This is a genomic window from Pseudomonas sp. LB3P58 (assembly GCF_054897895.1).
Genome location: NZ_JBUBVE010000001.1, coordinates 5,068,601 through 5,094,147, shown reverse-complemented (window position 1 = coordinate 5,094,147; position 25,547 = coordinate 5,068,601). Strand labels below are relative to the sequence as shown.

Here is a 25,547-nt window from a genome sequence, read left to right as displayed (position 1 = left end):
ATCAGAACATGACCAGGCAACAGCAAGTGGTGATTGTCGGCGGCGGCGTGATTGGCCTGCTGACAGCGTTCAATCTCGCGTCCGGAGTGCAAAGTGTTGTGCTGCTGGATCGTTCGAACGTCGGTCAGGAGTCGTCCTGGGCGGGTGGCGGCATCGTTTCGCCGCTTTACCCGTGGCGCTACAGCCCGGCGGTCACCGCGTTGGCGCATTGGTCCCAGGATTTTTATCCACAGCTGGGTGAGCGACTGTTTGCCGCCACCGGTGTCGACCCCGAGGTGCATACCACCGGGTTGTACTGGCTGGATCTGGATGATGAGGCCGAGGCGCTGGCCTGGGCCGAGCGGGAAAACCGTCCGTTGCGGGCTGTGGATATCTCGGCGGCTCACGACGCGGTGCCTGTGCTGGGGAGCGGTTTTTCCCGGGCGATCTACATGGCCGATGTGGCCAATGTGCGTAATCCGCGGCTGGTGAAGTCCCTCAAGGCTGCGTTGCTGGCGCTGCCGAACGTGACGATTCATGAGCAGTGTGAAGTCAGCGGGTTTATCCGTGAAGGCGCTACGGTGGTCGGGGTGCAGACCTCGGCGGGAGCGATTCATGGCGATCAGGTGGTTCTGACCGCGGGTGCCTGGAGCGGTGATTTACTCAAGAGCCTGGGCCTGGACCTGCCGGTCGAGCCGGTGAAAGGGCAGATGATTCTCTACAAATGCGCAGCGGATTTCCTGCCGAGCATGGTTCTGGCCAAGGGGCGTTATGCGATTCCCCGGCGCGACGGGCACATTCTGATCGGCAGTACGCTGGAGCATGAAGGCTTCGACAAGACACCGACCGAATCTGCCCTGGAGAGCCTGAAGGCGTCGGCGGTGGAGTTGATTCCTGCACTGGCGGATGCCGAAGTCGTGGGCCACTGGGCCGGGTTGCGACCGGGCTCACCGGAAGGCATTCCCTACATCGGTCGGGTGCCAGGGTTCGAAGGGCTTTGGCTCAATTGCGGGCATTACCGTAATGGCCTGGTGCTGGCGCCAGCGTCGTGTCAGTTGTTTGCGGATGTGATGCTGGGGCGTGAGCCGATCATTGATCCGGCGCCGTATGCACCGGCTGGACGGATATAGCCGCAACACATTCGACTTGCTCGCGAAGGGGCCCTCAATCCAACCCGAATTTCTTGAGCCTGTAGCGCATCGACCTGAATGAAAGATTCAACCGCTGAGCCGCCGCCGTGCGGTTCCAGCGGGTTTCTTCCAGGGCCTGGAGGATAAGGTTGCGTTCGACGTTTTCCAGGTAGTCTTCCAGGTTGTCGATCTGCGTCAGGTCCGGTACACCGCCTTCCGGGTTGCAGTTGCCTTCGGCCAGTCGCAGGTCGCTGGCTTCAATTTGTTTGTTTTCGCACAGCGTGTGCGCCCGTTCGAGCACGTTCTCCAGTTCCCGGACGTTGCCGGGGAAGCGGTAGCTTTTCAGCGCGTCGAGGGCTTGGGGGTGGAGTTTTGCGGCGGGTTGGCCAGTGCTGATGGCCAGGCGTTTGAGCACATGGCTGGCGAGGGATTCGATGTCGTCACGGCGTTCGCGCAAGGGTGGCACCCGTAGTTCGATCACGTTCAAGCGGTAGTACAAATCCTGGCGAAAGCGTTCGGCGGCGACTTCGGCGTCGAGGTCTTTGTGGGTGGCGCAAAGGATACGCACATCGACCACGGTTTCCTGCTGTTCCCCGACACCGCGAACGGCTTTTTCCTGTATCGCCCGTAGCAGTTTGACCTGCATCGCCAGCGGCAAATCAGCCACTTCGTCGAGGAACAGGGTGCCACCATGGGCGGCCTGGAACAGTCCGGGCTTGTCTTCGATGGCACCGCTGAAGCTGCCTTTGCGATGCCCGAAAAATTCGCTCTCCATCAATTCCGACGGAATCGCTCCGCAATTGACCGGGATAAACGGTTGGCTGGCGCGCGGCCCTTGCTCATGGATCAGTCGCGCGACCAATTCCTTGCCGCTGCCGGATTCGCCGCTGATGTACACCGGCGCCTGGCTGCGGGCCAGTTTGTCGATGTGTTTGCGCAAGGCGCGCATGGGCGGTGAATCACCCAGCAGCCGGCGATCGATGGCGATGCCGGTGCCACCCGGCGCAGGCAACCGAAGCGCGCTGCTGACCAGTTCTCGCAGGCGAGTGAGGTCCACCGGTTTGGTCAGGAAGTCGAAGGCGCCGGCCTTGAGGGCGTTGATCGCCGTTTCCAGGCTGCCATAAGCGGTGATCATTGCCACCGGTACGTTTGGGTGGCGTTGCTGGATGTGTTGCACCAGCTCAAGGCCGGTGCCGTCCGGCAATCGCATGTCGGTCAGGCACAAATCGAACGTCTCTCGCGACAGCAGGGCCTGGGCTTCGCTGAGGTTGCGGGCACTGAAGGTGTCGAGTTTCATCCGTCCCAGGGTGATTTCCAGGAGTTCGCGGATATCCGGTTCGTCGTCGACGATCAGGACTTTTTGCCGTGGGCTCTTGTTCAACTTTGTTTCCGTCCGTGAGCAAAAGTGATGCGAAAGCAGCCGCCGCCTTGGCGTGGTTTGAAGTCTAGGCGGGCCTGGTTGCTTTCGCACAGCTCACGGGACAGATAAAGCCCCAGGCCGGTGCCTTGGGGACTGGTGGTGAAGAACGGTTCGAACAAGTGCACGTGATGCTCCGGTGCCACGCCGGGGCCATCGTCCAGAATATCGAGGATCGGCAGCTGGCTGTCCGGGTCGACGAACAACTCGAGCCAGACCTGTGCCAGGTCGTGATTCAAGGTGCTATGGCGCCAGGCGTTGCGCAACAGATTGTCGAGAATCTGGGTCAACTGGTCTGGATCCATCAGGGTTTTGAAGTCTCCTGAGCCGATGTGCAGGTGAACCTGCTGATGCTCGGTCGCCCCCTCGCGGGTTTCGTTGACGAACTGTTCCAGCCACGGCTTCAGATCAAGCCGTTGCGCTACGGTTTGCTGGCGGCGGGACAGTTGCAGGACGTTTTCGATTACCCGATTCATTCGCTGAGAGTGGTCTTGAATAATCTGTGTCAGACGTCGATCCGCGCGGTTCAGTTCCTCTGATTCCTGCAATAGCTGCGCGGCGTGACTAACGGCGCCCAGTGGGTTGCGGATTTCATGGGCGATACCGGCGGTCAGGCGACCGAGGGCGGCGAGCTTCAATTGCTGGGCTTGTTGAGCGATTTGCGCGAGGTCTTCGAGAAAGACCAGGGTCTGGTGGTGTGGGCTTTGGTCCAGGGCAATGAAGCTCGGTTGCAGCTCCAGACCACTACTGGCGACTTTCAGGCTCTGGGGGCGCAGCGTCGGATTGTTGAGCCACAGTTGCAGGCGTTCGACCAGGCTGGGTAAGTAGTCGTCGATCAGTTGGCCTGCAAGATTTTCCCTGCCTAACAGGTTCAAGGCGCTGTGGTTGGCCAGTTGAACCCGCCGCTTGTCGTCGAGTACCAGGATGCCGGTACGCATGCGTTGGAGGATCAGTGCGTTGAGGGCTTCGAGGCCGACGACTTCGCTGGCCCGTTGTTCGGCGAGGGTTTCGCTGACCTCCAGGCGTCGGATCAGCCCTTGCACCAGCAATGCCGCAGCAAAACACAAGGCGCCGAGCGTGCCGACTTGCAGGTAATCGTTGGGGGTGGCGGGATGGCTGAAACTCAGGAGGAAGCTCAGCCCGACGATGCCGAGCGCGCCAACCGCGGCAATCAGCAGGCCGATGCGCCCTCGCAATAAGGTGTTACTGATGGCTACCGATACGATCAGCAAGTTGCCGATGGCGCTGGCCACACCGCCGGCGGCGTAGAACAGACCGCACAGCAACAGGACGTCGGTCAGCGCCAGGCTGAACAGTTGCGCCGGGTGCCGGGTGTTCCCGAGGAATACCACCAGCAGGATATTCAGCACCAGGTAAAACCAGCTGCCACTGCGCAGCAGGTCGTCATTGCTGAACGTCAGCAGCTGGTTGTCCATGTTGCTGGAGATCAACAGCACCAGGGTGATGCCGATGCTCAAACGGTAAAGGTGATAGAGGCGCAGCAGTCGCTGGGCCTGTTTGCTGCCGGGACTGGAGGTCTCAGCGATCACTGGAGCCCGGGCCTTGCTCAAGATGAGCCTGGCTGCAATACCACTGTTGTTGAAGGCTCAGCGCGCGGTCGCGTGGAAGGTGTACGCCGCAATGGGCGCAGCGGACCATGGGGGCCGCTTCCAGTTCGGCAGAGGACTTGGGCACGGAAGCCTGGCCCTTGAACTTGCGCCAGAACCATACCGCAGCGGCAATCAGGGCGATCCAGAACAGTAAACGAAGCATGATGAGCTGCTATTCGACGAGTGATGAGCCAGTTTAGCCAAGGACATGACCAGCGCACAGCGTAATCATCGAGCCCATAAAAAAGGAGCCTCGAAAGGCTCCTTTTTGTACAACCCGATGTGTCAGTCAAACACACCGAAGGTCATGTAGCTGAACCACGAGCGGTCGCTGTTATTGGCTTCGGACTCGTGTTGCTCTTCTTCGATCACGTCGCCATTTTCATCTTTAGGCTTGAGATCGTTCGGAATCGCGTCCTTGGCGTCCTGGAACTGCTTCTGCACGTCCTGGTTGGCGCGGGTTTCGCCCGGCGGCAGCGGTGGACGGGACTCGATCAGGCCCAGTGTCGCCTTGCTCAACCACGAACGGTTGTCGGCTTCGGCCACCGAAGGCTGGAACTGACCGTCGACCAGGCTTGGGTGGTTCGGGTAGTTGAGCTTCAGGGTTTCGAGGCTGGTGGCGGCCAGGTCGTCCAGGTGCAGACGCTGGTAGGCCTCTGTCATCACCGCCAGGCCGTCACCGACCGAAGGGGTTTCCTGGAAGTTTTCCACCACGTAGCGACCACGGTTCGCGGCGGCGACATAGGCCTGACGGGTCAGGTAGTAGTCGGCAACGTGAATCTCGTAGGCCGCCAGCAGGTTGCGCAGGTAGATCATGCGCTGCTTGGCGTCCGGCGAGTAGCGGCTGTTGGGGAAGCGGCTGGTCAGCTGGGCGAACTCGTTGTAGGAGTCGCGAGCGGCGCCCGGGTCACGCTTGGTCATGTCCAACGGCAGGAAGCGCGACAAGAGGCCGACGTCCTGGTCGAAAGAAGTCAGACCCTTGAGGTAATACGCGTAATCCACGTTCGGGTGCTGCGGGTGCAGGCGAATGAAGCGCTCGGCGGCGGACTTCGCCGCTTCAGGCTCGGTGTTCTTGTAGTTGGCGTAGATGAGCTCGAGTTGAGCCTGATCGGCGTAGCGACCGAACGGATAACGCGACTCCAGCGCCTTCAGCTTGGCTGTGGCGGCGGTGTAGCTATTGTTGTCCAGATCGTGCTGAGCCTGCTGGTACAGCTCGACCTCGCTCAGGTTTTCGTCTACGACTTCCTTCGATGAGCAAGCAGCGGTCAATGCGAGGATGGCGATCAGCAGCAGGTGTTTCACTTGCATGGCGGCTTGCGTCCCTATGACGGCCGCTGTCTTGGGCGGGGCCGTCCTGTTATGATGAGCGCCCCGTTGAATAGCCTCGGGGCAAAAGACGCCGTATTTAACCACAAGCGCGCAGCCGAAACCAAAGGCTGTGCCGACGCCTAGTCTGAGCATGTCCGATAAAATTGAACTTCGCGCAGAGGTGCCGTCCGAATTGGGCGGCCAACGCCTCGATCAAGTCGCCGCACAATTATTCGCTGAGCACTCGCGCTCGCGCCTTTCCGCCTGGATCAAAGACGGCCGCCTGACTGTGGATGGGGCGGTTATCCGCCCGCGAGACATCGTTCATGGTGGTGCCATTCTTGAACTCACTGCCGAGCAGGAAGCTCAGGGCGAATGGATCGCTCAAGACATCGAGCTGGACATCGTCTATGAAGACGACGACATCCTGGTGATCAACAAACCCGCGGGTCTGGTGGTGCATCCTGCCGCCGGTCACGCTGATGGCACCTTGCTCAACGCCTTGCTGCACCACGTGCCGGACATCATCAATGTGCCCCGCGCCGGTATCGTGCATCGCCTGGACAAGGACACCACCGGTCTGATGGTGGTGGCCAAGACCATTCAGGCGCAGACACAGCTTGTCACGCAATTGCAGAGCCGCAGCGTAAGCCGGATCTACGAGTGCATCGTGATCGGTGTGGTGACTGCTGGCGGCAAGATCAACGCGCCGATCGGTCGTCACGGTCAGCAACGCCAGCGCATGGCCGTGATGGAAGGTGGCAAGCAAGCCGTCAGTCATTACCGCGTGCTCGAGCGTTTCCGCTCCCACACTCACGTGCGGGTGAAGCTGGAAACCGGTCGTACGCACCAGATTCGTGTGCATATGGCTCACATCAACTTCCCGTTGGTCGGAGATCCTGCCTACGGCGGTCGTTTCCGTATCCCGCCGGCAGCCAGTGTGACCATGATCGAATCGTTGAAGGCGTTCCCGCGTCAGGCGCTGCATGCGCGGTTCCTGGAGCTGGATCACCCGACCACCGGTAAACGCATGAGCTGGGAATCGCCACTGCCGGACGATTTCGTCTGGTTGCTGACGCTGCTCAAGCAAGACCGCGAGGCGTTCATCGGATGAGTGACTGGCTGATTCCCGACTGGCCTGCGCCTGCCGGGGTGAAAGCCTGCGTTACCACCCGTGCGGGCGGCGTCAGTCTGGCGCCGTTCGACAGCCTCAACCTCGGCGATCACGTCGATGACAGCCCCGAAGCTGTTGCCGAAAACCGCCGTCGTCTCACCGATCATTTCTCTATTGAACCGGCCTGGTTAAAGCAGGTTCACGGCATTGCCGTGGCCCACGCAGACCCAAGCCTTACGGCCACTGCCGATGCCAGCTGGACGGCAACACCCGGTATTGCCTGCACAGCGATGACCGCGGATTGCCTGCCGGCATTGTTTTGCGACCGTGCCGGTACTCGCGTCGCGGCGGCCCATGCCGGTTGGCGCGGGTTGGCGGCGGGTGTGTTGGAAGCGACTCTAGACACGCTGGCTGTGCCACCAGAAGAAGTGCTGGTCTGGTTGGGCCCGGCTATTGGCCCGCAAGCCTTTGAAGTCGGCCCTGAAGTGCGCGAAACCTTCGTCGAGCAATTGCCCGAAGCCGCCAAAGCCTTTGTGCCGAGTCAAAATGCTGGCAAATTCATGGCTGACATTTACGAGCTGGCGCGTTTGCGTCTGGCGGCTCGCGGTGTCACTGCTGTTTATGGTGGCGGTTTCTGTACCGTGACCGATCCACGCTTCTTTTCTTACCGCCGCAGTCCCCGCACCGGTCGGTTTGCCTCCCTCATTTGGCTCGAACGCTAAACTTCTCTGATCTGCATCAACTGAGCGCCGCTTGAAACTCCCAGAATCGACCGCATCTATAACGGTATCTGGCAGGTTTCTTCATTCAGGATGTTTTATAGGTCCGGCCTGCTCAAAAGGAAGGTGACCCATGCGTATAGACCGTTTAACCAGCAAGTTGCAGTTAGCCTTGTCCGACGCCCAATCCCTGGCCGTCGGCCTCGATCATCCGGGCATTGAACCGGCGCACTTGATGCAAGCCATGCTTGAGCAGCAGGGTGGTTCGATCAAACCCCTGCTGATGCAGGTGGGCTTCGACGTCAACAGCCTGCGTAAAGAGCTGACCAAAGAGCTCGACCAACTACCAAAAATCCAGAACCCGACCGGCGACGTGAACATGTCGCAGGATTTGGCGCGCCTGCTCAATCAGGCCGATCGTCTGGCCCAGCAGAAGGGCGACCAGTTCATCTCCAGCGAACTGGTGTTGCTCGCCGCCATGGACGAGAACAGCAAGCTCGGTAAATTGTTGCTCGGTCAGGGTGTCAGCAAGAAAGCCCTGGAAAACGCGATCAACAACCTGCGCGGTGGTGAGGCCGTCAATGACGCCAACCACGAAGAGTCGCGCCAGGCGCTGGATAAATACACCGTCGACCTGACCAAGCGTGCCGAAGAAGGCAAGCTCGATCCGGTGATTGGCCGTGACGACGAAATTCGCCGGACCATTCAGGTCCTGCAACGCCGTACCAAGAACAACCCGGTGCTGATCGGTGAGCCTGGCGTGGGTAAAACCGCCATCGCCGAAGGCCTGGCCCAGCGCATCATCAATGGCGAAGTGCCGGATGGACTGAAAGGCAAACGCCTGCTGTCCCTGGACATGGGGTCGCTGATTGCCGGTGCCAAGTACCGTGGCGAGTTCGAAGAGCGCCTCAAATCCCTGCTCAACGAACTGTCGAAGCAGGAAGGGCAGATCATTCTGTTCATCGACGAACTGCACACCATGGTCGGCGCCGGTAAAGGCGAAGGATCGATGGACGCGGGCAATATGCTCAAGCCTGCGTTGGCGCGCGGTGAGCTGCACTGCGTTGGCGCGACCACGCTCAATGAGTACCGCCAATATATAGAGAAGGATGCGGCCCTCGAACGGCGCTTCCAGAAAGTGTTGGTGGACGAGCCGAGCGAAGAAGACACCATCGCGATTCTGCGTGGCCTGAAAGAGCGCTACGAGGTTCACCACAAAGTGGCGATCACCGACGGCGCGATCATCGCTGCGGCCAAGCTCAGTCATCGCTACATCACTGACCGTCAGCTGCCGGACAAAGCCATCGACCTGATCGACGAAGCGGCTAGCCGCATCCGCATGGAGATCGACTCCAAACCGGAAGTGCTCGATCGTCTGGAGCGTCGCCTGATCCAGCTGAAGGTGGAATCTCAGGCACTGAAGAAAGAAAGCGACGAAGCCGCGATAAAACGTCTGGAAAAACTCCAGGAAGAAATCGTTCGCCTCGAACGTGAGTACTCGGACCTGGAGGAAATCTGGAACGCGGAAAAAGCCGAAGTCCAGGGTTCTGCGCAGATCCAGCAGAAAATCGAACAGTCCCGTCAGGAACTGGAAGCTGCCCGCCGCAAAGGCGACTTGAACCGCATGGCCGAGTTGCAGTACGGGATCATCCCGGACCTGGAGCGCAGCCTGCAAATGGTCGACCAGCATGGCAAAACTGAAAACCAGTTGCTGCGTAGCAAGGTGACCGAAGAAGAGATCGCTGAAGTCGTTTCGAAGTGGACCGGTATTCCGGTGTCGAAAATGCTCGAAGGCGAGCGCGACAAGCTGATGAAGATGGAAAGCCTGTTGCACCAACGTGTGATCGGCCAGGACGAAGCGGTGATTGCCGTTTCCAACGCCGTGCGGCGTTCCCGTGCCGGGTTGTCCGATCCGAATCGCCCGAGCGGCTCGTTCATGTTCCTCGGCCCGACCGGTGTCGGTAAAACCGAGCTGTGCAAGGCGCTGGCCGAGTTCCTCTTTGATACGGAAGAGGCGATGGTGCGGATCGACATGTCCGAGTTCATGGAGAAACATTCCGTGGCTCGTCTGATTGGTGCGCCACCAGGCTACGTAGGCTATGAAGAGGGCGGTTACCTGACCGAGGCGGTGCGTCGCAAGCCTTATTCGGTGATCCTCCTGGACGAGGTCGAGAAGGCCCACCCGGACGTCTACAACATCTTGCTGCAAGTGCTGGAAGATGGCCGACTGACCGACAGTCATGGCCGCACGGTGGATTTCAAAAATACCGTGATTGTCATGACCTCCAACCTCGGTTCGGTGCAGATCCAGGAACTGGTCGGTGATCGTGAGGCGCAGCGTGCGGCAGTGATGGATGCGATTTCCACGCACTTCCGGCCGGAGTTCATCAACCGGGTCGATGAAGTGGTGATCTTCGAGCCGTTGGCTCGGGATCAGATCGCGGGCATTACCGAGATCCAGTTGGGTCGTCTGCGCAGTCGCCTGACCGAGCGCGAGCTGAAGCTTGATCTCAGCCCTGAGGCCATGGATAAGCTGATCGCGGTGGGTTACGACCCGGTTTACGGCGCACGGCCGCTCAAACGAGCGATCCAGCGCTGGATCGAGAACCCGCTGGCTCAGTTGATTCTGTCGGGTCGTTTCATGCCCGGCGATACCGCCCGGGGTGTAGTGGAAAACGACGAAATCGTATTCGTCTGATCCGCCCAGGCAACAAAACTGATGAGGCCTCGCATTGCGAGGCCTTTTTTTCGCCAGGCTGTTGAACTCTAAGGAAAAGGCTTGTAAAGTGCGCCCCGCAGTAAGTCGCCCTGAAGGGTTCCAGCTCCCCAAGCAGGAATCTGAAATAAGTTGCAAATCATTAACTTGAAAGCAATTTAGGGGGTTGACAGAGGTGCTTAAGATTGTAGAATAGCGCGCCTCAGACACACGAACGCAGCGATGCGAACGGGTCGAAGAGAACGCAGTAAAGCTTCACCGTTGTAAATTGAAATATGTAGTTCCGTGATAGCTCAGTCGGTAGAGCAAATGACTGTTAATCATTGGGTCCCAGGTTCGAGTCCTGGTCACGGAGCCAATTTCAAGCCGGGGTATAGCGCAGTCCGGTAGCGCGCCTGCTTTGGGAGCAGGATGTCAGGAGTTCGAATCCCCTTACCCCGACCATTTTTGGGTCGTTAGCTCAGTTGGTAGAGCAGTTGGCTTTTAACCAATTGGTCGTAGGTTCGAATCCCACACGACCCACCATTTTTGAAACCAGTTAACGCTGGGATCAGATCTTAAGATCAGAGGCCAAAAGCACTGATCGAAGAAGGCGACTTTTTAAAGGTCGCCTTTTTATTACCGGGGTATAGCGCAGTCCGGTAGCGCGCCTGCTTTGGGAGCAGGATGTCAGGAGTTCGAATCCCCTTACCCCGACCATATTAAAAATCCTCGTATCGAAAGATACGGGGATTTTTTTTGTCTTCGATTTTTTGTCTTCGAGAAATAACACTTCAGTCATCGTACAACTTGCCGATAACGAGGCGACGGGGTACTGCCGAAACAACGCCCCTTACCCAAGCCACTACAAGAAAAGGGCGTTCGTTATGGTGCTTCGTCAGTTAAATATCGCTCCTCGGGCAGCCTTGGGGTTTGCCCTGATTGCCGTATTGGTCGCGTTGCTCGGGATTTTTGCCCTGGGGCAGATGTCGAGCATTCGCGACAGCGAGGTCGCGGTGGAGAAACAATGGCTGCCGAGCATTCGCGGTGGTGACGAGATCCGCGAAATCATGCTGCGCATCCGCACTATTTCCCTGCGCATGGCCCTGGATCAGGACCCGAAGAACATTCCGGTCTACCGTGGCCAGATGGACACCCGCGATAAAGAGTTGGGCGAAAAAATTGCGGCGTATGACAAGTTGGTCAACACCGCAGAAGGCAAGGCCTTGTATGACCAGTTCAAAACCACCTTCGCGGCTTATCGTGCCGGTATTGCCCAATCTTTTTCCCTGGCCGAACAGGGGCGTCATGACGAATTGACCAAACTGCTGCTGATCGACATGAAAACCGTGGTCGATGGTTCCGGCAAACAGCTCACTGACCTGGCGGATCTGTTCGCCAAACAAGTCGCCGCCGAGAGCCAGAAATCTGCAGCGCATTACGAAACGTCGCGAATGATCGTCAGTCTGTTCATCGCGTTGGCGGCATTGGCCACCGTCGGCCTCGCCATGCTGCTGACCCGCAGCATCATCAAACCGTTGAGCGAAGCGCTGCATGCCGCAGAAAACGTGGCACGAGGCGACCTGACGCGCCCCATCGAAACCCATGGCAACGATGAAGTGAGTCGCTTGCTCAAGGCGTTGGCGACCATGCAACACAACCTGCGTGAAACCTTGCAAGGTATCAGCGGCTCCGCGGCGCAATTGGCGACAGCGGCTGACGAGTTGAATGCGGTCACGCTCGACAGCACGCAGAATCTGCAACAGCAGAACAACGAGATCGAACAAGCGGCGCCGGCTGTCACTGAAATGACCACCGCGGTGGAGGAGGTCGCTCGCAACGCGGTGTCGACCTCCGACGCCACGCGCCAATCCAGTGAGTCCGCGCATGCCGGCCAGGAGCGGGTCAGCGAAACAGTCACGGCCATCGGCGCCCTGGCCAGCGATGTGCAGATCACGGGCGGGTTGGTGCAGTCCCTGGCCAACCAGTCTCAGGACATCGGCAAGGTACTGGATGTGATTCGTGCGATTGCCGAGCAAACCAACTTGCTGGCCCTCAACGCTGCCATTGAAGCGGCGCGCGCCGGGGAAAGCGGTCGAGGTTTCGCGGTGGTTGCCGACGAAGTTCGCGCTTTGGCTTATCGCACGCAGCAATCGACTCAGGAAATCGAGCAAATGGTTCAGGGCATGCGCAACGGCTCAACTCAGGCGCTGGATTCCATGCAAGCCAGCTCAACCCGTGCGGCCAGCACATTGGCCTTGGCCGAGCGTGCAGGCGAAGCGTTACAGACCATCACCGCGTCGGTGCATCAGATCCACGAGCGCAACCTGGTGATCGCCAGCGCTGCCGAAGAACAGGCGCAGGTGGCACGTGAAGTGGATCGCAACCTGGTGAATATTCGCGACCTTTCGGTGCGATCTGCCGCCGGGGCGGATCAGACCAGCGCGTCCAGCCATGAGCTATCTCAATTGGCTAATGCCTTGCAGGGCATGGTGCGGCGCTTCCAGCTTTAATTTTTCCAGACGCAAAAAAGCCGCGCTTCTCGATGGAAAAGCGCGGCTTGGTTCTCTGACGCTTAGGCGCCGTCTTGGTCTTTCAAGTGCTCGAACAGACCTTTTGGCATTTTCTTGCCATTGGCTTCGTAGTTGGCCTTCACGTTGTCGAAAGCCTCTTGCTCGTCGATGAAGCCGTCATGGTTGGTGTCGATCTTGTCGAAATTGGACTTCGGCGCGACTTTCAGAAATTCGGCACGGGATACCTTGCCGTCGCCATCCGTGTCGGTTTTTGCCATCGACGCATCGCCACATTTGCCTTCGCCACATTTACCTTCAGGCGTCTTCACCACCTGTTCGGCCGAGGCCAGCAGGTAACCCTGAGTCAGAGGTTGCGAGGCGAAAACAGCGCCGGACAACATCATGCCACCGGCCAAAACAGCGCCGAGCAAACCGATAGTGTTTTTGGTGGTACGGGACATTTCAAATCTCCTGGGTTGCACGACACAACCGTTCGATAAAGGACGCCACGTCAGTGCGGCGATAACCGTAGCGGGCGGGGTGCCTTGCTCGGGTGTGGCCATTTAGCGGGCATGGTGTATCGCTACTGTGTCGCGCAAGGGGGGAGTTTGTAAGCGAAGGGGATGAAACGGCAGGGGAGATACAGTGAGACACACATCTCCAAATCAATGGAGATCAACTGTGGGAGTGAGCCTGCTCGCGATGGCGGTGTGTCAGGCGACATTGATGTCGACTGAACGGACGCTATCGCGAGCAGGCTCGCTCCCACAGTGGGTTGTGTTTTGTTAGTGAAGCTTCAGTCGCGGCTCAGTCCCGCGTCCGATCTTGCTGCCCAACATCAACATCGCCGTGCGAAACGCGCCATACAGCGCCATCTGGTGCATGCGATACAGCGACACGTAAAACATCCGCGCCAGCCAGCCTTCCAACATCACGCTGCCGGTGAGGTTGCCCATCAAGTTACCCACAGCCGAAAAACGCGACAGCGAGATCAGCGAACCGTAGTCGGTGTATTTGTACGCCGGCAGAGGTTTGCCTTCGATCCGCAACTTCAGTGATTTGGCCAGCAACGAAGCCTGTTGATGCGCAGCCTGGGCGCGCGGCGGTACATTGCGATCGGTGCCCGGCTGCGGGCAGGCCGCGCAGTCACCGAAGGCGAAGATGTTCTCGTCGCGGGTGGTTTGCAGGGTCGGCAGCACTTGCAGCTGATTGATCCGGTTGGTCTCCAGGCCATCGATGTCCTTGAGGAAGCCCGGTGCACGAATCCCGGCGGCCCAGACTTTCAGGCTGGCGTTGATGACTTTGCCATCGGCGGTAATCAGGCTGTCGGCCGTCACTTCACTGACGGCGGCATTGGTCATGACGTTGACCCCGAGTTTCTCCAGGGTTTTATGCACAGGCCCGCCGATACGTTCCGGCAGGGCTGGCAGCACCCGTGGTCCGGCTTCGATCAGCGTGATGTGCATGTTTTCCGGTTTGATCCGGTCAAGACCATAGGCGGCCAATTCATGCGCGGCGTTGTGCAATTCGGCGGCCAGTTCGACCCCGGTAGCGCCGGCACCGACGATGGCGACGCTGATCTGCTCGACCTTGTCGGTCTGCCCGGCATGGGCGCGCAGGTAGTGGTTGAGCAATTGCTGGTGGAAGCGCTCGGCCTGTTTGCGGGTGTCGAGGAACAGGCAGTGTTGCGCCGCGCCCTGCGTGCCGAAATCGTTAGTGGTGCTGCCGACTGAGATCACCAGCGAGTCGTAACCCAGTTCACGGGCCGGGACCAGCTCCACGCCGGCTTCGTCGTAGGTGGCGGCCAGCTGGATTTTTTTCTGTGCGCGATCAAGCCCGCTCATGCGCCCCAGCTGGAACTCGAAGTGGTTCCATTTCGCCTGGGCAACATAGTTGAGTTCGTCTTCGGAAGAGTTCAGGGAACCTGCCGCCACTTCGTGCAACAGCGGTTTCCAGATGTGGGTCAGGTTCGCGTCGACCAGCATCACACTGGCCGTGCCGCGCTTGCCCAGAGTCTTACCCAGACGGGTAGCCAACTCCAGACCGCCGGCGCCGCCGCCAACGATGACAATACGATGAGTCATGGGGATATCTCGCAAGGCTAAAAGAAATCGGTGCAATTACCCGAGCGAGCGCGATGCAGCTCATAGCGTCAGGTAACTGATAAGTCGGCTCAACAGGCCTAAACCAATGGTCACTGCCAACACCACCACCAGGAGCATCCACGGCCGGAAAGGCCGGCGCTCGACTTGGTGCTGGGACAGTTGCAGGTACTCTTCGACATGCTTTTGGTCGTCTGGGTTCAGGCGGCTGGTCATATTGGGCCTCGTCAGGTAGACGTTGCTGAATGTGTAGAAGCTACAGCGGAGGGATCCTGCGTTGAACGGAGCATAGTCGCTGGCTGGAATGGCTCGACGTTCATCGTATCGTCCAGGCGAATGATTCCACTTTGTAACACTCGGCGACCAACTCCTGCAACGGACTCACAGGCTGATCCCGACGTCGAAAACAATGCTGCGACCCAGGTTGCTGCGCAGGAAATCCGGTGCATCCGGGTGCGCGAACAGCACGCGGGCGAAGGTCGGACCGACCAGCGACAACGAGCGCCAGCCCTGACGCAAGTATTCGGTCGGCGGCGGGAAGTGGCTGTTGAGGTCCAGCACTTCGCGCTTGAGGCTGGCGAAGGCGATGATGTCCAGTTCGCCCAGGTCCATGCCGCGTTCTTTGTAGTTGTGCGCTTTTTTGCGCAAGGTCGGCGCCAGTCTCAGCAGAAACTCATTGGCCGGGATGCGCCGGGGCTTGGCCTCGCGGCGGACCAGCGAACTCAGGGAAAACGCGCTGCGTCGGCGTTGCAGTTCATCGCGCCATTCGTCGTTGAGGCGTCGGCCTTCATCGAGCACGAAAAACACTTCGAAACTGGCGTCACGAAACAGCACGTCCGGCGGCTCCCCGGCCGGGGCGAATTCGTCGGCGCGATAGGGAATGTTCAGGCCTTGCAGCAGGCGCTGACAGACCCAACGCTCACGCTCCCATTTGCGGGCATTGGACAGGAACGCGTTGGCTTGCTCGGCCGCGATGGTCAGCAGGCGTAAATAATCTGAGTCATCCATAAGCCCAAGCTTAGCGTTCAAATGCGATCGCAAAGAAGACAGTTTATCGGAGAGGGTCAGACCTGCCGGATTTGCGGCCTGCCATCCCCGCAACACTCCTCATCTCACGCCCTGTTCAGGGCATTGCACAAAACGGATAGCGATCTGCGCAAAGCGGATATTGCCCCGTGCCTGGCGCCTCTACCCTCGGCTGTACGGACGTTAGCCGTGTTGCCGACGCTCTTAAAAAAATAACAACAAGAGATAAATGCCATGCGCAAGATCGACGTACATGCGGTTATCGACAACGCACGATTCAATCGCTTTCACTGGATGGTGCTGTTCTGGTGTGCCCTGATCATCATTTTCGACGGTTACGATTTAGTGATCTACGGCGTAGTGCTGCCGATGCTGATGAAAGAGTGGGGGCTCACTCCCCTGCAAGCGGGCGCACTGGGCAGTTATGCACTGTTCGGGATGATGTTCGGCGCGCTGTTCTTCGGCCCGCTGTCGGACAGGATCGGCCGCAAAAAAGCCATCACGATCTGCGTGATGCTGTTCAGCGGTTTTACCGTGCTCAATGGTTTTGCCCGCAACCCCACCGAGTTTGGCCTGTGCCGGTTCATTGCCGGGCTCGGCATTGGCGGGGTGATGCCCAACGTCGTGGCGCTGATGAACGAGTACGCGCCGAAGAAAATCCGCAGCACGCTGGTGGCGATCATGTTCAGCGGCTATTCGGTGGGCGGCATGCTCTCGGCGGGGCTCGGTATCGTGCTGATCCCGAGTTTTGGCTGGCAATCGGTGTTTTACGTGGCGTTGCTGCCGTTGCTGCTGTTGCCGTTGATCATGTACTTCCTGCCCGAGTCGGTGGGTTTCATGCTGCGCCAGGGACGCAATGAAGAGGCGCGCAACATCCTGCAGCGGGTTGACCCGGCTTACGTCGCGCAAACCGGCGATCAGCTGCACATGAGCGAAGTGAAGGGCACTGGCACCCCGGTGTTGCAACTGCTTCGCGAAGGTCGTGCGCTACGCACGCTGATGTTGTGGCTGGCGTTTTTCTGCTGCTTGCTGATGGTCTACGCCTTGAGTTCCTGGCTGCCGAAACTGATGGCCAACGCCGGTTACAGCCTGGGGTCGAGTCTGTCGTTCCTGCTGGTGCTCAACTTCGGTGCCATTTTCGGCGCGGTCGGCGGCGGTGTGCTGGGTGACAAGCTCAACCTGCCGCGGGTGTTGGCGGTGTTTTTCGCCGTGGCTGCGGTGTCGATTACCTTGCTGGGTTTCAACAGCCCGATGCCGCTGTTGTACCTGCTGATCGCCATCGCCGGCGCCACCACCATCGGCTCGCAGATCCTGTTGTACGCCTGCGCCGCGCAGTTCTACTCCATGACCATTCGCTCCACCGGTTTGGGCTGGGCGTCTGGCATCGGGCGCAACGGTGCCATCGTCGGACCGCTGCTGGGCGGTGCGCTGCTCGGGATCAGCCTGCCGCTGCAACTGAACTTCATGGCCTTTGCCTTGCCCGGTGCGGTGGCCGCGATTGCCATGACCGTGTTCGCCGTCAGCAGTCGGCGCAGTGCTAAACAAGCGCTGTCGGACCTGCGCCACGGTTCGCTCGACGGGTCTGTTGGCGACGTTTCATGAGAGCGTTCGTCCGGGATTTTTCCCTGTCTGCGGCAGTCGCCGGATTTATCGCCACGGTGATTTCCTACGCAGGCCCGTTGGTGATCATCTTTCAGGCCGCCGAGACCGCGCACCTCTCGCGGGAGGTGCTGTCGTCGTGGGTCTGGGCGATTTCCATCGGCAGCGCCGTGCTCGGCATCGGTCTGAGCCTGCGTTACCGCGTCCCGGTGATCATCGCGTGGTCGGCGCCGGGCTCGGCGTTGCTGGTGGCGCTGTTGCCGGGAATCTCCATGCCGGAAGCGGTAGGCGCGTATCTGGTCAGCAGCCTGATTATCTTTCTGGTCGGGGTGTCGGGGGCGTTTGACCGGATCATTGGCAAACTGCCCGCGGCGATTGCGGCAGCGATGCTGGCGGGGATTCTGTTCAGCTTCGGCACCGGGTTGTTCGTCTCGTTGCAGGGCAAGCCGCTGCTGGTGCTGGCGATGTTCGTCACGTACCTGATCTGCAAACGGCTGATGCCGCGGTATGCGGTGTTGATGGTGCTGCTGGTGGGCTGCTCGATGGCTTTCCTTGCCGGTGATTTGCACCGCGAGGCGTTGGTGATCGGTTTGGCCACGCCGGTGTGGATCACGCCCGCGTTCAGCCTGAGCGCGACCCTGAATATCGCCTTGCCACTGGTGATGGTGGCGCTGACCGGCCAGTTCGTTCCCGGCATGGCGGTGCTGCGCGCCAGCGGTTACGCAACACCGGCCGGCCCGATCATCGCCAGCAGTGCGGTGGGCACGGCGCTGTTGGCGCCGTTTGGTTGCCATGGACTGAATCTGGCAGCCATCACCGCGGCGATTTGTACAGGGCGCGAGGCCCATGAAAATCCCGGCAAACGCTATGTGGCCGGGGTTGTGGGTGGGCTGTGTTACCTGGTGCTGGGGATCTTCGGCGCCACCCTGGTTTCGCTGTTTTCGGCGTTCCCCAAAGAACTGATCGCAGCCTTGGCCGGGCTGGCGCTGTTCGCTGCGATTGCCGGCGCATTGGCCGGCGCAATGGCCGTGCCGAGTGATCGCGAAGCCGCGTTGGTGACCTTTCTGACCACCGCGTCGGGTATGTCGTTGTTGGGTTTGTCCGCCGCTTTTTGGGGGCTGATTTTCGGCATGGTCACCCATTTGTTGTTAAACGCCCGTCGTCCCGTTCCCCGCCGCGAGTCCGCTGCGGCTGAAGCACTTCAATCTGTCGATCAATAAAAATAAGAGAAAAAACGATGAAACAAATTCTTCCAACCGGTTCAGTGTTGTCCATGGCTGTCGTCTCGAGTTTCTCCGCCGGTGCGATGGCGGCCGAGAGTGGCTTCATCGAAGACACCACGGCGACCTTGCAAGCGCGCAATTACTATTTCAGCCGGGACTTCTCCGACATCGTCGGGGCCAACAAACAGTCGAAGGCCGAAGAGTGGGCGCAGGGCTTCATCCTCAACGTCAAATCCGGTTATACCCAGGGCCCCGTCGGTTTTGGTGTGGATGTCATTGGCCTGCTCGGCCTCAAACTCGACAGCAGCCCGGACCGGGTCAATACCGGTTTGCTGCCGGTGCAGGGTGACGGGCGCGCAGCGAATGATTACAGCCGTCTGGAAGGCACGTTGAAGGTGCGTGTCTCCAAAACCGAACTGAAGGTGGGCGAACTGCAACCCAATCTGCCGGTGCTGGCCTTCAGTGATATCCGTTTGCTGCCGCCCAGCTACCAGGGCGCGAGCATCAGCTCGAACGAGATCAATGGCCTGACGTTGCAAGGTGGTCACTTGAACTCGACCAGCCTGCGCAACGAGGCTGGCGACGAAAAGATGCAAGCCATGCTCGGTCACGTACCGCAGCGTCAGGTCAGCAGCGATGGCTTCAACTTTGCCGGCGCCGATTACGCTTTCAACGATAAACGCAGCTCGGTCAGCGCCTGGTTCGGGCAACTGGAAGATATCTACAACCAGCGTTTTCTCGGCCTCAAGCACAGCGAGCCACTCGGCAACTGGATCCTGGGCGCCAACCTTGGGTATTACGATTCGCGCGAAGACGGCAAAAAGCTGCTGGGCAACATCGACAACCAGGCGTTCTTCTCCTTGCTGTCGGCCAAGCGTGGCGGCCACACGTTCTATGTCGGCTATCAGGGCATGTTCGGCGACAGCGCCTTCCCGCGAGTGTTTGCCAACATCAGCCCACTGGGTAACGAGGTGCCGACCTACGAGTTCGCCTTCACCGATGAGCGCTCCTGGCAGGCGCGTTACGACTACGATTTCGCGGCCCTCGGCGTGCCGGGGCTGACCAGCACCGTGCGCTACATCACCGGCAACAATGTCGATACCGGCAAAGGGTTCGAGGGCAAGGACCGCGAGCGTGATCTCGATCTCGGCTATGTGCTGCAGAGCGGCAGCCTCAAAGGCCTCGGGATCCGCGTGCGCAACGCGATGGCTCGCTCCAACTACCGCAGTGATATCGACGAAAACCGCTTGATCCTCAGCTACACATGGACGCTGCTATGAACCCTGAAAAAGAACAACCCACTTACAAAATCGGTTTGCAGGTCAAGCTGGAACAGTTGACCGAGTCCGTGCTGCAAACCGAGGAAGACATGCGCTTTGCCAATCAACTGGCGCGCACGGCAGGTGAACGGGTGAAGGCGAGTGCGCTGAGCATGCAGTCTTCGGCCAGTGTGCTGGAAGATCTGAACCTCTACATGCAGCGTCTGGATCAAGTGTTCGACGAGCTCGGCAGTCAGTCGATGCGCATCGGCGCGATTGTCGGCAGCATCCAGGACATTTCCCGTCAGACCAACCTGTTGGCGTTGAACGCAGCCATTGAGGCGGCGAGGGCGGGCAGTCATGGCCGAGGGTTTGCGGTGGTGGCCGATGAGGTGCGCAATCTCTCGCGTCAGGCCGCGGACTCCAGTGCGCAGATCCGGCAAATCGCTACGGGGCTGGAACAGTCCGCTGAACAGGCACGCCAAGGTCTTCAGCAGTTGTCCGGCTCTACCCGTCAGGGCCTGGAAAAGGCCGGAGTGGCCCTGCACTCGATGGGCGAACTGCAAAGCGGTGCGGTTGCCAGGGTCGAGGTGGTCGAACGCATCATGGTGCGCCTGGCCGGCCTGCATGATCTGGCCTTGCAGGCGAAACGAATGATCGTGTGAGTCGTGCAATGTTCCAGTGATTACAGGTTGCTGGTGCAGTCACCCATGACTTCGTACGTCACGCGATGGGTCTGGCCTTGATGATCGACATACTCCATGGCCGCCGGCACAACCCCGCAGGCGGTCGCGGTGTTCGACACTGAAACCACTTCGGCGATGTCCAGCGGTTGTGCCGGGTTGTACGAGGTAGCGGCGGGTTCGCTGCCGGCGGCCATGGCCGAGGTGGCGACAACGGTCAGAAACAGGCTGATCAGGGTTTTCATTTTTCTGTGCTCCGTGTTGATTCCGATGCTTGGAGTTTAGTCTTTGCCCGCAATCGATAAAGGGGCTTGGGTCTGATTCAGACTTACAGAAAACGTAACAATCGCTGGGTCTTTGATCGGGTACATATCCGTTTTTTCGGTAAGGGCGGCTGGCGGTTTCGCTTTTACAGCGAGTCACTTGGAAGAGCCCCAAAGTAACCAAGGGCTCTTGCCCCTTTCGTTCGGTGCCTCGCTGTGGCTCGGCATGCCCTCGCTCCGGTCCTGCTCCGTGGGCCCGCCGCCATCGGCCATCCATGGCCGGGGGCGGCTAACCCGGCATCCATGCCGGGTTGCCCACTGCGCAGAACCTCCACTCGGCCTCTCGAGGGGGCGGTGCATCAAGATCAAAGGCTGCAGGCGAACTAACGCTCGGCCTGTTGAGTGGTGAGGAGCGTACGTGCATCCCCTTCCCGGTAGGAGCTGTCGAGTGAAACGAGGCTGCGATCTTTTGATCTTGCCGTTGCCGTTGCTTTGCTTTGGCTTCAGATCTGCCGCCCCTTTCCCAGAGGCCGAACGCAGGCGTTGCGCAGGGGGCACCGCGGCAAGGATGCCGCGGTAGCCGCCCCCGGCCATGGATGGCCGATGGCGGCGGGCCCCCGGAGCAATGCCGGAGTGAGGGCATGCCGAGCCTAGGCGAGGCACCGAATGGCGGGGCAAGAGCCCTTGGTTACTTGGGGCTTAATGAGATGGTCAGCCTGACCGAGAAGCCCTGCAGGTTTACGCTTGCAGGGCTTTTCTCGTTTTTCGGCGGAGGATCTCTCATGAACACGATGACGCTTCTCGGTATCGACATTGGCAAACACAGCTTCCACCTGCATGGCCAGGACGCCAAAGGTCATCAGGTATTGCGCAAGAAAACCAACCGCGGACAATTGCTCAACACATTGGCCCAGCTACCGGCCTGCACGGTGGTGATGGAGTCTTGCGGCGGCGCCCACTGGCTGGCTCGACAGATCAGGGCCTTGGGTCACGAGGTGAAGCTGATTGCTCCGCAGTACGTCAAACCGTTCGTCAAAGGCAATAAAAACGACTTCATTGATGCCGAAGCGATTTGCGAGGCGGCAAGCCGCCCCGCGATGCGCTTCTGCTCGATCAAAACCGCAGAGCAACAAACACTTTCAGCCCTACATCGGGTCCGCGATTCATTGATTGGCCATCGCATCGTCGCGACCAACCAGATTCATGGCTTTCTGCTGGAGTTCGGGATCAGCCTACCCATTGGCATCGCTGCGTTGCACCGCGTGCCGGCGCTGTTGGATGACCCGCAGCACCCGGTTCCATTGCGTCTCAAGGGCTTGGTAATGCGCCTGCATCATCAAATTCAACAGTTCAATGATGAAATCAAGGACATCGAGTCCAGCCTGAAACAGCAGTTGAAAGAAGATGATACCGGCGGTCGTTTGCAGAGCATTCCGGGCATCGGCCCCATCACCGCCAGCGCGTTACTGGCGGACGTGGGTGATGCGTCGAACTATCGCAATGGGCGCGATTTTTCCGCTTCGTTAGGGTTGGTGCCGAAGCAGTATTCAACGGGTGGAAAGACGGTGCTGCTGGGGATCAGCAAGCGCGGCGACAAGCACATACGTCGATTGCTGGTACAGGGCGCGCGATCGATCATGCTGCGTATCGACAAACGAGAGGATGCGCTAGGGTCTTGGGTCCGTGAGTTGCTGACGCGTCGGCACTCCAATGTCGTCGCGTGTGCGTTGGCAAACAAACTGGCGCGAATCGTGTGGGCGGTACTGGCCAAGGGTGGCCAGTACAACCCACATCCGAACACTTGAAGCTACAGCTTTATCACCGGCTTTTGCGATATCACTGACTGATGACAGTAAACGGCAAATGGCCCGACTGAGAACCTGGCATGGAAATCAGCTTTGAAGGCTGAGGGCTTTTTTAGGACAGTCGGGAGCGGCTACTCATCGAGGGCCGAGCGTTGTTACCGCAACGCTCACAATGAGCCCGGATACATTAGCGCAAGCCAGCTTTACCGAAAACAGCCAATGAGGTTGCAGGAGATGGGCTGACCATACATTTCCAAGTGACTCGCTGTAAAAGCGAAACCGTAATCAGCCATCACCGCAAAAACGGATATGTACCCCAATCGTAGAACGCTCCCCCAGAGCAAACTCTCTGTGCCGGCCGGAAATCGAAGGGCGCTCGAGGGGCGGTGTAGACTGAGGGCCTGTTCTCTTTCGGCAAGACAAGGGAGTGTGCCCAGCCATGATCGGCGCCGAGTTACTGTCACCTGAAACCCTCACGGCAGGGTGGTTGATCTATGTACCGGTGCTGATCTGGGCCGTTGCGCGAGCACCGTGGGTCGAACTGTTCAGCGACAGTCGTCGCCAACATCTGTTGTTCGGCACGGTGTTCGCGCTGTTCATGCTCTGGCTGGTGCGACAAGACTTCGACACCGGCGTGTCCTACCACTTTATCGGCATGACCGCCGTGACCCTGTTGCTCGACTGGCCGCTGGCGATTGTCGGCGGGTTGGTCGCGCAAGCGGGATTAGTGCTGCTCGGGCGGCAGGATTTGGCGGCGATGGGGGTCAACGGCGCGCTGCTGATCCTGCTGCCGGTGCTGGTCACCGAGTGCTGCGCGATCCTGGTGGAGCGAGCTCAACCGCGTAATCCCTTTGTGTATATCTTCGTGTCCGGTTTTTTTGCAGCGGCGCTGTCGGCGTTGCTGTGCCTGCTGCTGGCACTGTGGTTGCTGTGGTTCGACGAACGTTTTGCCATGCCCTATTGGCTGGAAGATTTTGTCGGGTATCTGTGGCTGCTGATTTTCCCGGAAGCGTTCATCAACGGCATGGTGGTCAGTGCGCTGGTGGTGTTTTGCCCCGAGTGGCTGGAGACGTTCAATCGCACGCGCTACCTTTCGGCACCCTGGAAAGACGACGATCCCAAATCTTGATCCACATCAAAGGCAAAAATCGCTCACGAATCCATGCTCTGGAAAACCTTCAGGAGCATCGAAATGAGTGTCTACGAATGGGCAAGGCAGGAGTTGCGTCAAAGTCTGGATGGGGCGCAGGAAGTGGGGTTTGATCCGGGGTTGAGCCTGCGCGCCTTGCTCAGTGCCGTAGTGCAACAGAGCAAGGCGGTGCGCAGCGCCGAAGACCTGGCTGATGAGTTGCGTTTTCTTGCGGAAAACCTCGATGACAGCCAGGACTACGGTTTTATGCGGCCTTGAAGATCAGTGACGCGGCTCGAAGTCTTCGCTGTACAGGTCGTCTTCGGCATCCGGGCTGACCGGAATCTTGTGTTCTTCCGAGGCCCAGGCGCCCAGGTCAATCAGCTTGCAACGGTCCGAACAGAATGGCCGGAATTTGCTTTCTGGGCTCCATTCAACAGGGGCGCCGCAGGTTGGGCAATCGACGGTTGGGATTTGGCTCATGACTGGCCTCCACGCAAAGTAAGGTAAAAGTGATGCAGGCGTTCGACCTCGCTGTGCAGCCAGGCGAGGTCGCGGTCGTTGACCACCACATCGTCGGCGTGGCTCACGCGGTCCTGTCGGCTGGACTGGGCCTTGAGGATCGCCTGGACCTGTTGCTCGCTGGTCTGGTCACGCTGCAGGGTGCGCTCGATCTGTAGTTGTTCCGGGGCATCGATCACCAGAACCCGTTGGGTCGTGGCGTACTGCCCGGACTCGATCAGCAGCGGCGAAACCAGAATCGCGTAAGGCGATTGTGCCTTGGCCAGATGATCGGCGATTTCCTTGGCGATCAACGGATGCAGCAGCGCTTCGAGCCAGCGGCGTTCCTCAGGCACTTCGAAGATCAGCTTGCGCAACGCCGCGCGATCCAGTTGTCCGTCGGCTTGCAATACGCCGGGGCCGAAGTGTTCGGCGATTTTGGCCAGCGCCGGGCGACCCGGTTCCACCACCCAACGCGCCGCATGATCAGCGTCCACCACGTGCACGCCCAGATCGATGAAGTGCTGGGCAGCCGCGCTTTTGCCGCTGCCGATGCCGCCGGTCAGGCCGAGAATCCAGGGTTTTTCCACAGGGGTATTCATTTCAAACCGACAAACTGCCAATAGAAGTCGGTTATTTGACCACCCCAGAGCAAGGCAATCCAGCCGGCAATTGCCAGAAAGGGTCCGAAGGGGATCGGCGTTGAGGTTTTCGCGTTGCGCAAACGCAGCAAAATCACGCCGACAACGGCGCCCACCATCGACGATAACAGGATGGTCAGAGGCAAGATTTGCCAGCCACCCCAGGCGCCGAACATCGCTAACAACTTGAAATCACCGTGGCCCATGCCGTCCTTGCCGGTGATCAGCTTGAACAGCCAGAACACCGACCACAGCGCCAAATAGCCGGCCACAGCGCCCCACAACGCTTCATGCAAGGACACGAAAAGTCCGAAGCTGTTGACGATCAGCCCCAGCCATATCAGCGGCAGCACCAGCACATCCGGCAGCAGTTGGTGCTCGGCGTCGATCAGGCTCATGGTCAGCAACCCCCAACTCAGGAGCAGCGCCATGCAGGCCTGCCAGCCGAAACCGAAATGCCAGGCGACGAACGCCGATAGCAGACCGCAGGCCAGTTCGGTCAGCGGGTAGCGTTTGCTGATGGCTGCCGTGCAGTTCGAGCATCGACCCCGTAAGAGCAGATAACTGAGCACCGGAATATTTTCCCAAGCACGGATTCGATGGCCGCAATGTGGGCACTGGGAATGGGGCAGCATCAGGTTGAAGGTCGGCAGCGGTGTTTCGCCTGGCAAGCCCAACACTTCACGAGCCTCCTCACGCCATTCGCGGTCAAGCATTTTTGGCAGGCGCCAGACCACCACGTTGAGAAAGCTGCCAATCAGCAGGCCGACCAACATGGCGGCGATCACGAAGGTCAACGGGTAGAGGGTCAGAATGTCGTTCAAGGGCATG

General features: G+C 59.3%; 24 protein-coding genes and 4 tRNA genes. 16 read left to right on the top strand and 12 right to left on the bottom strand.

The window, feature by feature from the left end; genetic code table 11:
* Positions 1 to 8: 8 nt before the first annotated feature.
* Positions 9 to 1,109 (top strand): glycine oxidase ThiO, encoded by a 1,101-nt coding sequence (gene thiO / locus ACYZTZ_RS23730; RefSeq protein ID WP_461999875.1) that lies wholly within the window; start codon positions 9 to 11, stop codon positions 1,107 to 1,109.
* 34 nt (positions 1,110 to 1,143) lie between these two features.
* Here thiO and ACYZTZ_RS23725 read toward each other — a convergent pair whose 3' ends face one another.
* The 4 genes from ACYZTZ_RS23725 to ACYZTZ_RS23710 form a co-directional block, all read right to left on the bottom strand.
* Entirely contained in the window at positions 1,144 to 2,490 is a 1,347-nt protein-coding gene (locus ACYZTZ_RS23725; RefSeq protein ID WP_461999874.1) for a sigma-54-dependent transcriptional regulator, read from the bottom strand.
* Positions 2,487 to 4,076, bottom strand: coding sequence for a sensor histidine kinase (locus tag ACYZTZ_RS23720; RefSeq protein ID WP_461999873.1), 1,590 nt, complete (start codon positions 4,074 to 4,076; stop codon positions 2,487 to 2,489). Before ACYZTZ_RS23720 ends, ACYZTZ_RS23725 begins: the two co-directional genes overlap by 4 nt.
* The gene (locus tag ACYZTZ_RS23715) at positions 4,066 to 4,299 is read right to left on the bottom strand and encodes a PP0621 family protein (RefSeq protein ID WP_008154904.1); all 234 of its coding nucleotides are present in this window, start codon (positions 4,297 to 4,299) and stop codon (positions 4,066 to 4,068) included. The genes ACYZTZ_RS23720 and ACYZTZ_RS23715 overlap by 11 nt, the downstream gene beginning before the upstream one ends.
* Positions 4,300 to 4,421: 122 nt before the next feature.
* Entirely contained in the window at positions 4,422 to 5,444 is a 1,023-nt protein-coding gene (locus tag ACYZTZ_RS23710) for an outer membrane protein assembly factor BamD (RefSeq protein ID WP_056742801.1), read from the bottom strand.
* Between the two features lie 151 nt (positions 5,445 to 5,595).
* On the opposite strand from ACYZTZ_RS23710, the gene rluD reads away from it, so the two are divergent.
* From rluD to ACYZTZ_RS23670, 8 genes are all read left to right on the top strand, one after another.
* Positions 5,596 to 6,558, top strand: coding sequence for a 23S rRNA pseudouridine(1911/1915/1917) synthase RluD (gene rluD, locus ACYZTZ_RS23705; RefSeq protein WP_046048807.1), 963 nt, complete (start codon positions 5,596 to 5,598; stop codon positions 6,556 to 6,558).
* Positions 6,555 to 7,280, top strand: coding sequence for a peptidoglycan editing factor PgeF (gene pgeF / locus ACYZTZ_RS23700; protein ID WP_461999872.1), 726 nt, complete (start codon positions 6,555 to 6,557; stop codon positions 7,278 to 7,280). Before rluD ends, pgeF begins: the two co-directional genes overlap by 4 nt.
* A 130-nt stretch (positions 7,281 to 7,410) precedes the next feature.
* Entirely contained in the window at positions 7,411 to 9,975 is a 2,565-nt protein-coding gene (gene clpB / locus ACYZTZ_RS23695) for an ATP-dependent chaperone ClpB (RefSeq protein ID WP_461999871.1), read from the top strand.
* A 300-nt stretch (positions 9,976 to 10,275) separates the two neighbouring features.
* Positions 10,276 to 10,351, top strand: a tRNA-Asn gene (locus tag ACYZTZ_RS23690).
* A 9-nt stretch (positions 10,352 to 10,360) separates the two neighbouring features.
* A tRNA-Pro gene (locus ACYZTZ_RS23685) sits at positions 10,361 to 10,437 on the top strand.
* Positions 10,438 to 10,442: 5 nt separating this feature from the next.
* Positions 10,443 to 10,518, top strand: a tRNA-Lys gene (locus ACYZTZ_RS23680).
* 97 nt (positions 10,519 to 10,615) lie between these two features.
* Positions 10,616 to 10,692, top strand: a tRNA-Pro gene (locus tag ACYZTZ_RS23675).
* A gap of 167 nt (positions 10,693 to 10,859) precedes the next feature.
* The gene (locus ACYZTZ_RS23670) at positions 10,860 to 12,485 is read left to right on the top strand and encodes a methyl-accepting chemotaxis protein (protein ID WP_461999870.1); all 1,626 of its coding nucleotides are present in this window, start codon (positions 10,860 to 10,862) and stop codon (positions 12,483 to 12,485) included.
* Between the two features lie 62 nt (positions 12,486 to 12,547).
* Here the strand turns inward: ACYZTZ_RS23670 and ACYZTZ_RS23665 are convergent, their stop codons facing one another.
* From ACYZTZ_RS23665 to ACYZTZ_RS23650, 4 genes are all read right to left on the bottom strand, one after another.
* Entirely contained in the window at positions 12,548 to 12,946 is a 399-nt protein-coding gene (locus ACYZTZ_RS23665) for an HvfA family oxazolone/thioamide-modified RiPP metallophore (RefSeq protein WP_046048811.1), read from the bottom strand.
* Between the two features lie 324 nt (positions 12,947 to 13,270).
* The gene (locus tag ACYZTZ_RS23660; RefSeq protein WP_046048812.1) at positions 13,271 to 14,569 is read right to left on the bottom strand and encodes an NAD(P)/FAD-dependent oxidoreductase; all 1,299 of its coding nucleotides are present in this window, start codon (positions 14,567 to 14,569) and stop codon (positions 13,271 to 13,273) included.
* Positions 14,570 to 14,629: 60 nt separating this feature from the next.
* Positions 14,630 to 14,803 carry a DUF3094 domain-containing protein gene (locus ACYZTZ_RS23655; RefSeq protein ID WP_008154890.1) on the bottom strand — a complete coding sequence of 58 codons (174 nt, stop codon included), beginning with the start codon at positions 14,801 to 14,803 and terminating at the stop codon, positions 14,630 to 14,632.
* A gap of 165 nt (positions 14,804 to 14,968) precedes the next feature.
* Positions 14,969 to 15,595 (bottom strand): DUF1780 domain-containing protein, encoded by a 627-nt coding sequence (locus ACYZTZ_RS23650; protein ID WP_008154887.1) that lies wholly within the window; start codon positions 15,593 to 15,595, stop codon positions 14,969 to 14,971.
* Between the two features lie 252 nt (positions 15,596 to 15,847).
* On the opposite strand from ACYZTZ_RS23650, the gene ACYZTZ_RS23645 reads away from it, so the two are divergent.
* From ACYZTZ_RS23645 to ACYZTZ_RS23630, 4 genes are read left to right on the top strand one after another with little or no spacing between them, the layout of a single operon-like run.
* Positions 15,848 to 17,215: an MFS transporter gene (locus ACYZTZ_RS23645; protein ID WP_461999869.1), complete on the top strand. Its 1,368-nt coding sequence runs from the start codon at positions 15,848 to 15,850 to the stop codon at positions 17,213 to 17,215.
* A complete protein-coding gene (locus ACYZTZ_RS23640) occupies positions 17,212 to 18,432 on the top strand; it encodes a benzoate/H(+) symporter BenE family transporter (protein WP_461999868.1) in 1,221 nt (406 codons plus the stop codon). Before ACYZTZ_RS23645 ends, ACYZTZ_RS23640 begins: the two co-directional genes overlap by 4 nt.
* Positions 18,433 to 18,449: 17 nt before the next feature.
* Positions 18,450 to 19,715, top strand: coding sequence for an OprD family porin (locus ACYZTZ_RS23635; RefSeq protein ID WP_461999867.1), 1,266 nt, complete (start codon positions 18,450 to 18,452; stop codon positions 19,713 to 19,715).
* Positions 19,700 to 20,359: a methyl-accepting chemotaxis protein gene (locus tag ACYZTZ_RS23630; RefSeq protein WP_461999866.1), complete on the top strand. Its 660-nt coding sequence runs from the start codon at positions 19,700 to 19,702 to the stop codon at positions 20,357 to 20,359. Before ACYZTZ_RS23635 ends, ACYZTZ_RS23630 begins: the two co-directional genes overlap by 16 nt.
* A 20-nt stretch (positions 20,360 to 20,379) precedes the next feature.
* On the opposite strand, the gene ACYZTZ_RS23625 is transcribed toward ACYZTZ_RS23630, so the two are convergent.
* A complete protein-coding gene (locus tag ACYZTZ_RS23625) occupies positions 20,380 to 20,622 on the bottom strand; it encodes a DUF2790 domain-containing protein (protein WP_046048818.1) in 243 nt (80 codons plus the stop codon).
* Positions 20,623 to 21,422: 800 nt separating this feature from the next.
* Here ACYZTZ_RS23625 and ACYZTZ_RS23620 point away from each other — a divergent pair.
* The 3 genes from ACYZTZ_RS23620 to ACYZTZ_RS23610 all read left to right on the top strand — a co-directional run bounded on the left by ACYZTZ_RS23620 (position 21,423) and on the right by ACYZTZ_RS23610 (position 23,853).
* Positions 21,423 to 22,445, top strand: a complete 1,023-nt coding sequence (locus ACYZTZ_RS23620; protein ID WP_462000707.1) for an IS110 family RNA-guided transposase — start codon at positions 21,423 to 21,425, stop codon at positions 22,443 to 22,445.
* Between the two features lie 439 nt (positions 22,446 to 22,884).
* Positions 22,885 to 23,574 (top strand): energy-coupling factor ABC transporter permease, encoded by a 690-nt coding sequence (locus tag ACYZTZ_RS23615; RefSeq protein WP_008153325.1) that lies wholly within the window; start codon positions 22,885 to 22,887, stop codon positions 23,572 to 23,574.
* 63 nt (positions 23,575 to 23,637) lie between these two features.
* On the top strand, positions 23,638 to 23,853 hold the full coding sequence (locus tag ACYZTZ_RS23610) for a hypothetical protein (protein ID WP_033054332.1): 216 nt from the start codon (positions 23,638 to 23,640) through the stop codon (positions 23,851 to 23,853).
* Positions 23,854 to 23,856: 3 nt separating this feature from the next.
* Here the strand turns inward: ACYZTZ_RS23610 and yacG are convergent, their stop codons facing one another.
* The 3 genes from yacG to ACYZTZ_RS23595 are packed head-to-tail and all read right to left on the bottom strand — an operon-like array spanning position 23,857 to position 25,546.
* Positions 23,857 to 24,057 carry a DNA gyrase inhibitor YacG gene (yacG, locus tag ACYZTZ_RS23605; RefSeq protein WP_461999865.1) on the bottom strand — a complete coding sequence of 67 codons (201 nt, stop codon included), beginning with the start codon at positions 24,055 to 24,057 and terminating at the stop codon, positions 23,857 to 23,859.
* Entirely contained in the window at positions 24,054 to 24,677 is a 624-nt protein-coding gene (gene coaE / locus ACYZTZ_RS23600) for a dephospho-CoA kinase (protein ID WP_056746046.1), read from the bottom strand. Before coaE ends, yacG begins: the two co-directional genes overlap by 4 nt.
* Complete coding sequence (locus tag ACYZTZ_RS23595) at positions 24,674 to 25,546, bottom strand: prepilin peptidase (protein WP_461999864.1); 873 nt, start codon at positions 25,544 to 25,546, stop codon at positions 24,674 to 24,676. The genes coaE and ACYZTZ_RS23595 overlap by 4 nt, the downstream gene beginning before the upstream one ends.
* Between the last annotated feature and the right edge of the window lies 1 nt (position 25,547).

What these genes read in the sequence shown, in the direction of transcription:
- ACYZTZ_RS23645 (WP_461999869.1), top strand. Translation starts at nt 15,848, where the DNA reads ATGCGCAAGATCGACGTACATGCGGTTATCGACAACGCACGATTCAAT.
- ACYZTZ_RS23620 (WP_462000707.1), top strand. Translation starts at nt 21,423, where the DNA reads ATGAACACGATGACGCTTCTCGGTATCGACATTGGCAAACACAGCTTC.
- ACYZTZ_RS23635 (WP_461999867.1), top strand. Translation starts at nt 18,450, where the DNA reads ATGAAACAAATTCTTCCAACCGGTTCAGTGTTGTCCATGGCTGTCGTC.
- ACYZTZ_RS23650 (WP_008154887.1), bottom strand. Translation starts at nt 15,595, where the DNA reads ATGGATGACTCAGATTATTTACGCCTGCTGACCATCGCGGCCGAGCAA.
- coaE (WP_056746046.1), bottom strand. Translation starts at nt 24,677, where the DNA reads ATGAATACCCCTGTGGAAAAACCCTGGATTCTCGGCCTGACCGGCGGC.
- ACYZTZ_RS23715 (WP_008154904.1), bottom strand. Translation starts at nt 4,299, where the DNA reads ATGCTTCGTTTACTGTTCTGGATCGCCCTGATTGCCGCTGCGGTATGG.
- pgeF (WP_461999872.1), top strand. Translation starts at nt 6,555, where the DNA reads ATGAGTGACTGGCTGATTCCCGACTGGCCTGCGCCTGCCGGGGTGAAA.
- ACYZTZ_RS23660 (WP_046048812.1), bottom strand. Translation starts at nt 14,569, where the DNA reads ATGACTCATCGTATTGTCATCGTTGGCGGCGGCGCCGGCGGTCTGGAG.
- ACYZTZ_RS23595 (WP_461999864.1), bottom strand. Translation starts at nt 25,546, where the DNA reads ATGCCCTTGAACGACATTCTGACCCTCTACCCGTTGACCTTCGTGATC.
- ACYZTZ_RS23610 (WP_033054332.1), top strand. Translation starts at nt 23,638, where the DNA reads ATGAGTGTCTACGAATGGGCAAGGCAGGAGTTGCGTCAAAGTCTGGAT.
- yacG (WP_461999865.1), bottom strand. Translation starts at nt 24,057, where the DNA reads ATGAGCCAAATCCCAACCGTCGATTGCCCAACCTGCGGCGCCCCTGTT.
- thiO (WP_461999875.1), top strand. Translation starts at nt 9, where the DNA reads ATGACCAGGCAACAGCAAGTGGTGATTGTCGGCGGCGGCGTGATTGGC.
- ACYZTZ_RS23625 (WP_046048818.1), bottom strand. Translation starts at nt 20,622, where the DNA reads ATGAAAACCCTGATCAGCCTGTTTCTGACCGTTGTCGCCACCTCGGCC.
- ACYZTZ_RS23615 (WP_008153325.1), top strand. Translation starts at nt 22,885, where the DNA reads ATGATCGGCGCCGAGTTACTGTCACCTGAAACCCTCACGGCAGGGTGG.
- ACYZTZ_RS23665 (WP_046048811.1), bottom strand. Translation starts at nt 12,946, where the DNA reads ATGTCCCGTACCACCAAAAACACTATCGGTTTGCTCGGCGCTGTTTTG.
- ACYZTZ_RS23710 (WP_056742801.1), bottom strand. Translation starts at nt 5,444, where the DNA reads ATGCAAGTGAAACACCTGCTGCTGATCGCCATCCTCGCATTGACCGCT.
- ACYZTZ_RS23640 (WP_461999868.1), top strand. Translation starts at nt 17,212, where the DNA reads ATGAGAGCGTTCGTCCGGGATTTTTCCCTGTCTGCGGCAGTCGCCGGA.
- rluD (WP_046048807.1), top strand. Translation starts at nt 5,596, where the DNA reads ATGTCCGATAAAATTGAACTTCGCGCAGAGGTGCCGTCCGAATTGGGC.
- ACYZTZ_RS23630 (WP_461999866.1), top strand. Translation starts at nt 19,700, where the DNA reads ATGGACGCTGCTATGAACCCTGAAAAAGAACAACCCACTTACAAAATC.
- ACYZTZ_RS23670 (WP_461999870.1), top strand. Translation starts at nt 10,860, where the DNA reads ATGGTGCTTCGTCAGTTAAATATCGCTCCTCGGGCAGCCTTGGGGTTT.
- clpB (WP_461999871.1), top strand. Translation starts at nt 7,411, where the DNA reads ATGCGTATAGACCGTTTAACCAGCAAGTTGCAGTTAGCCTTGTCCGAC.
- ACYZTZ_RS23655 (WP_008154890.1), bottom strand. Translation starts at nt 14,803, where the DNA reads ATGACCAGCCGCCTGAACCCAGACGACCAAAAGCATGTCGAAGAGTAC.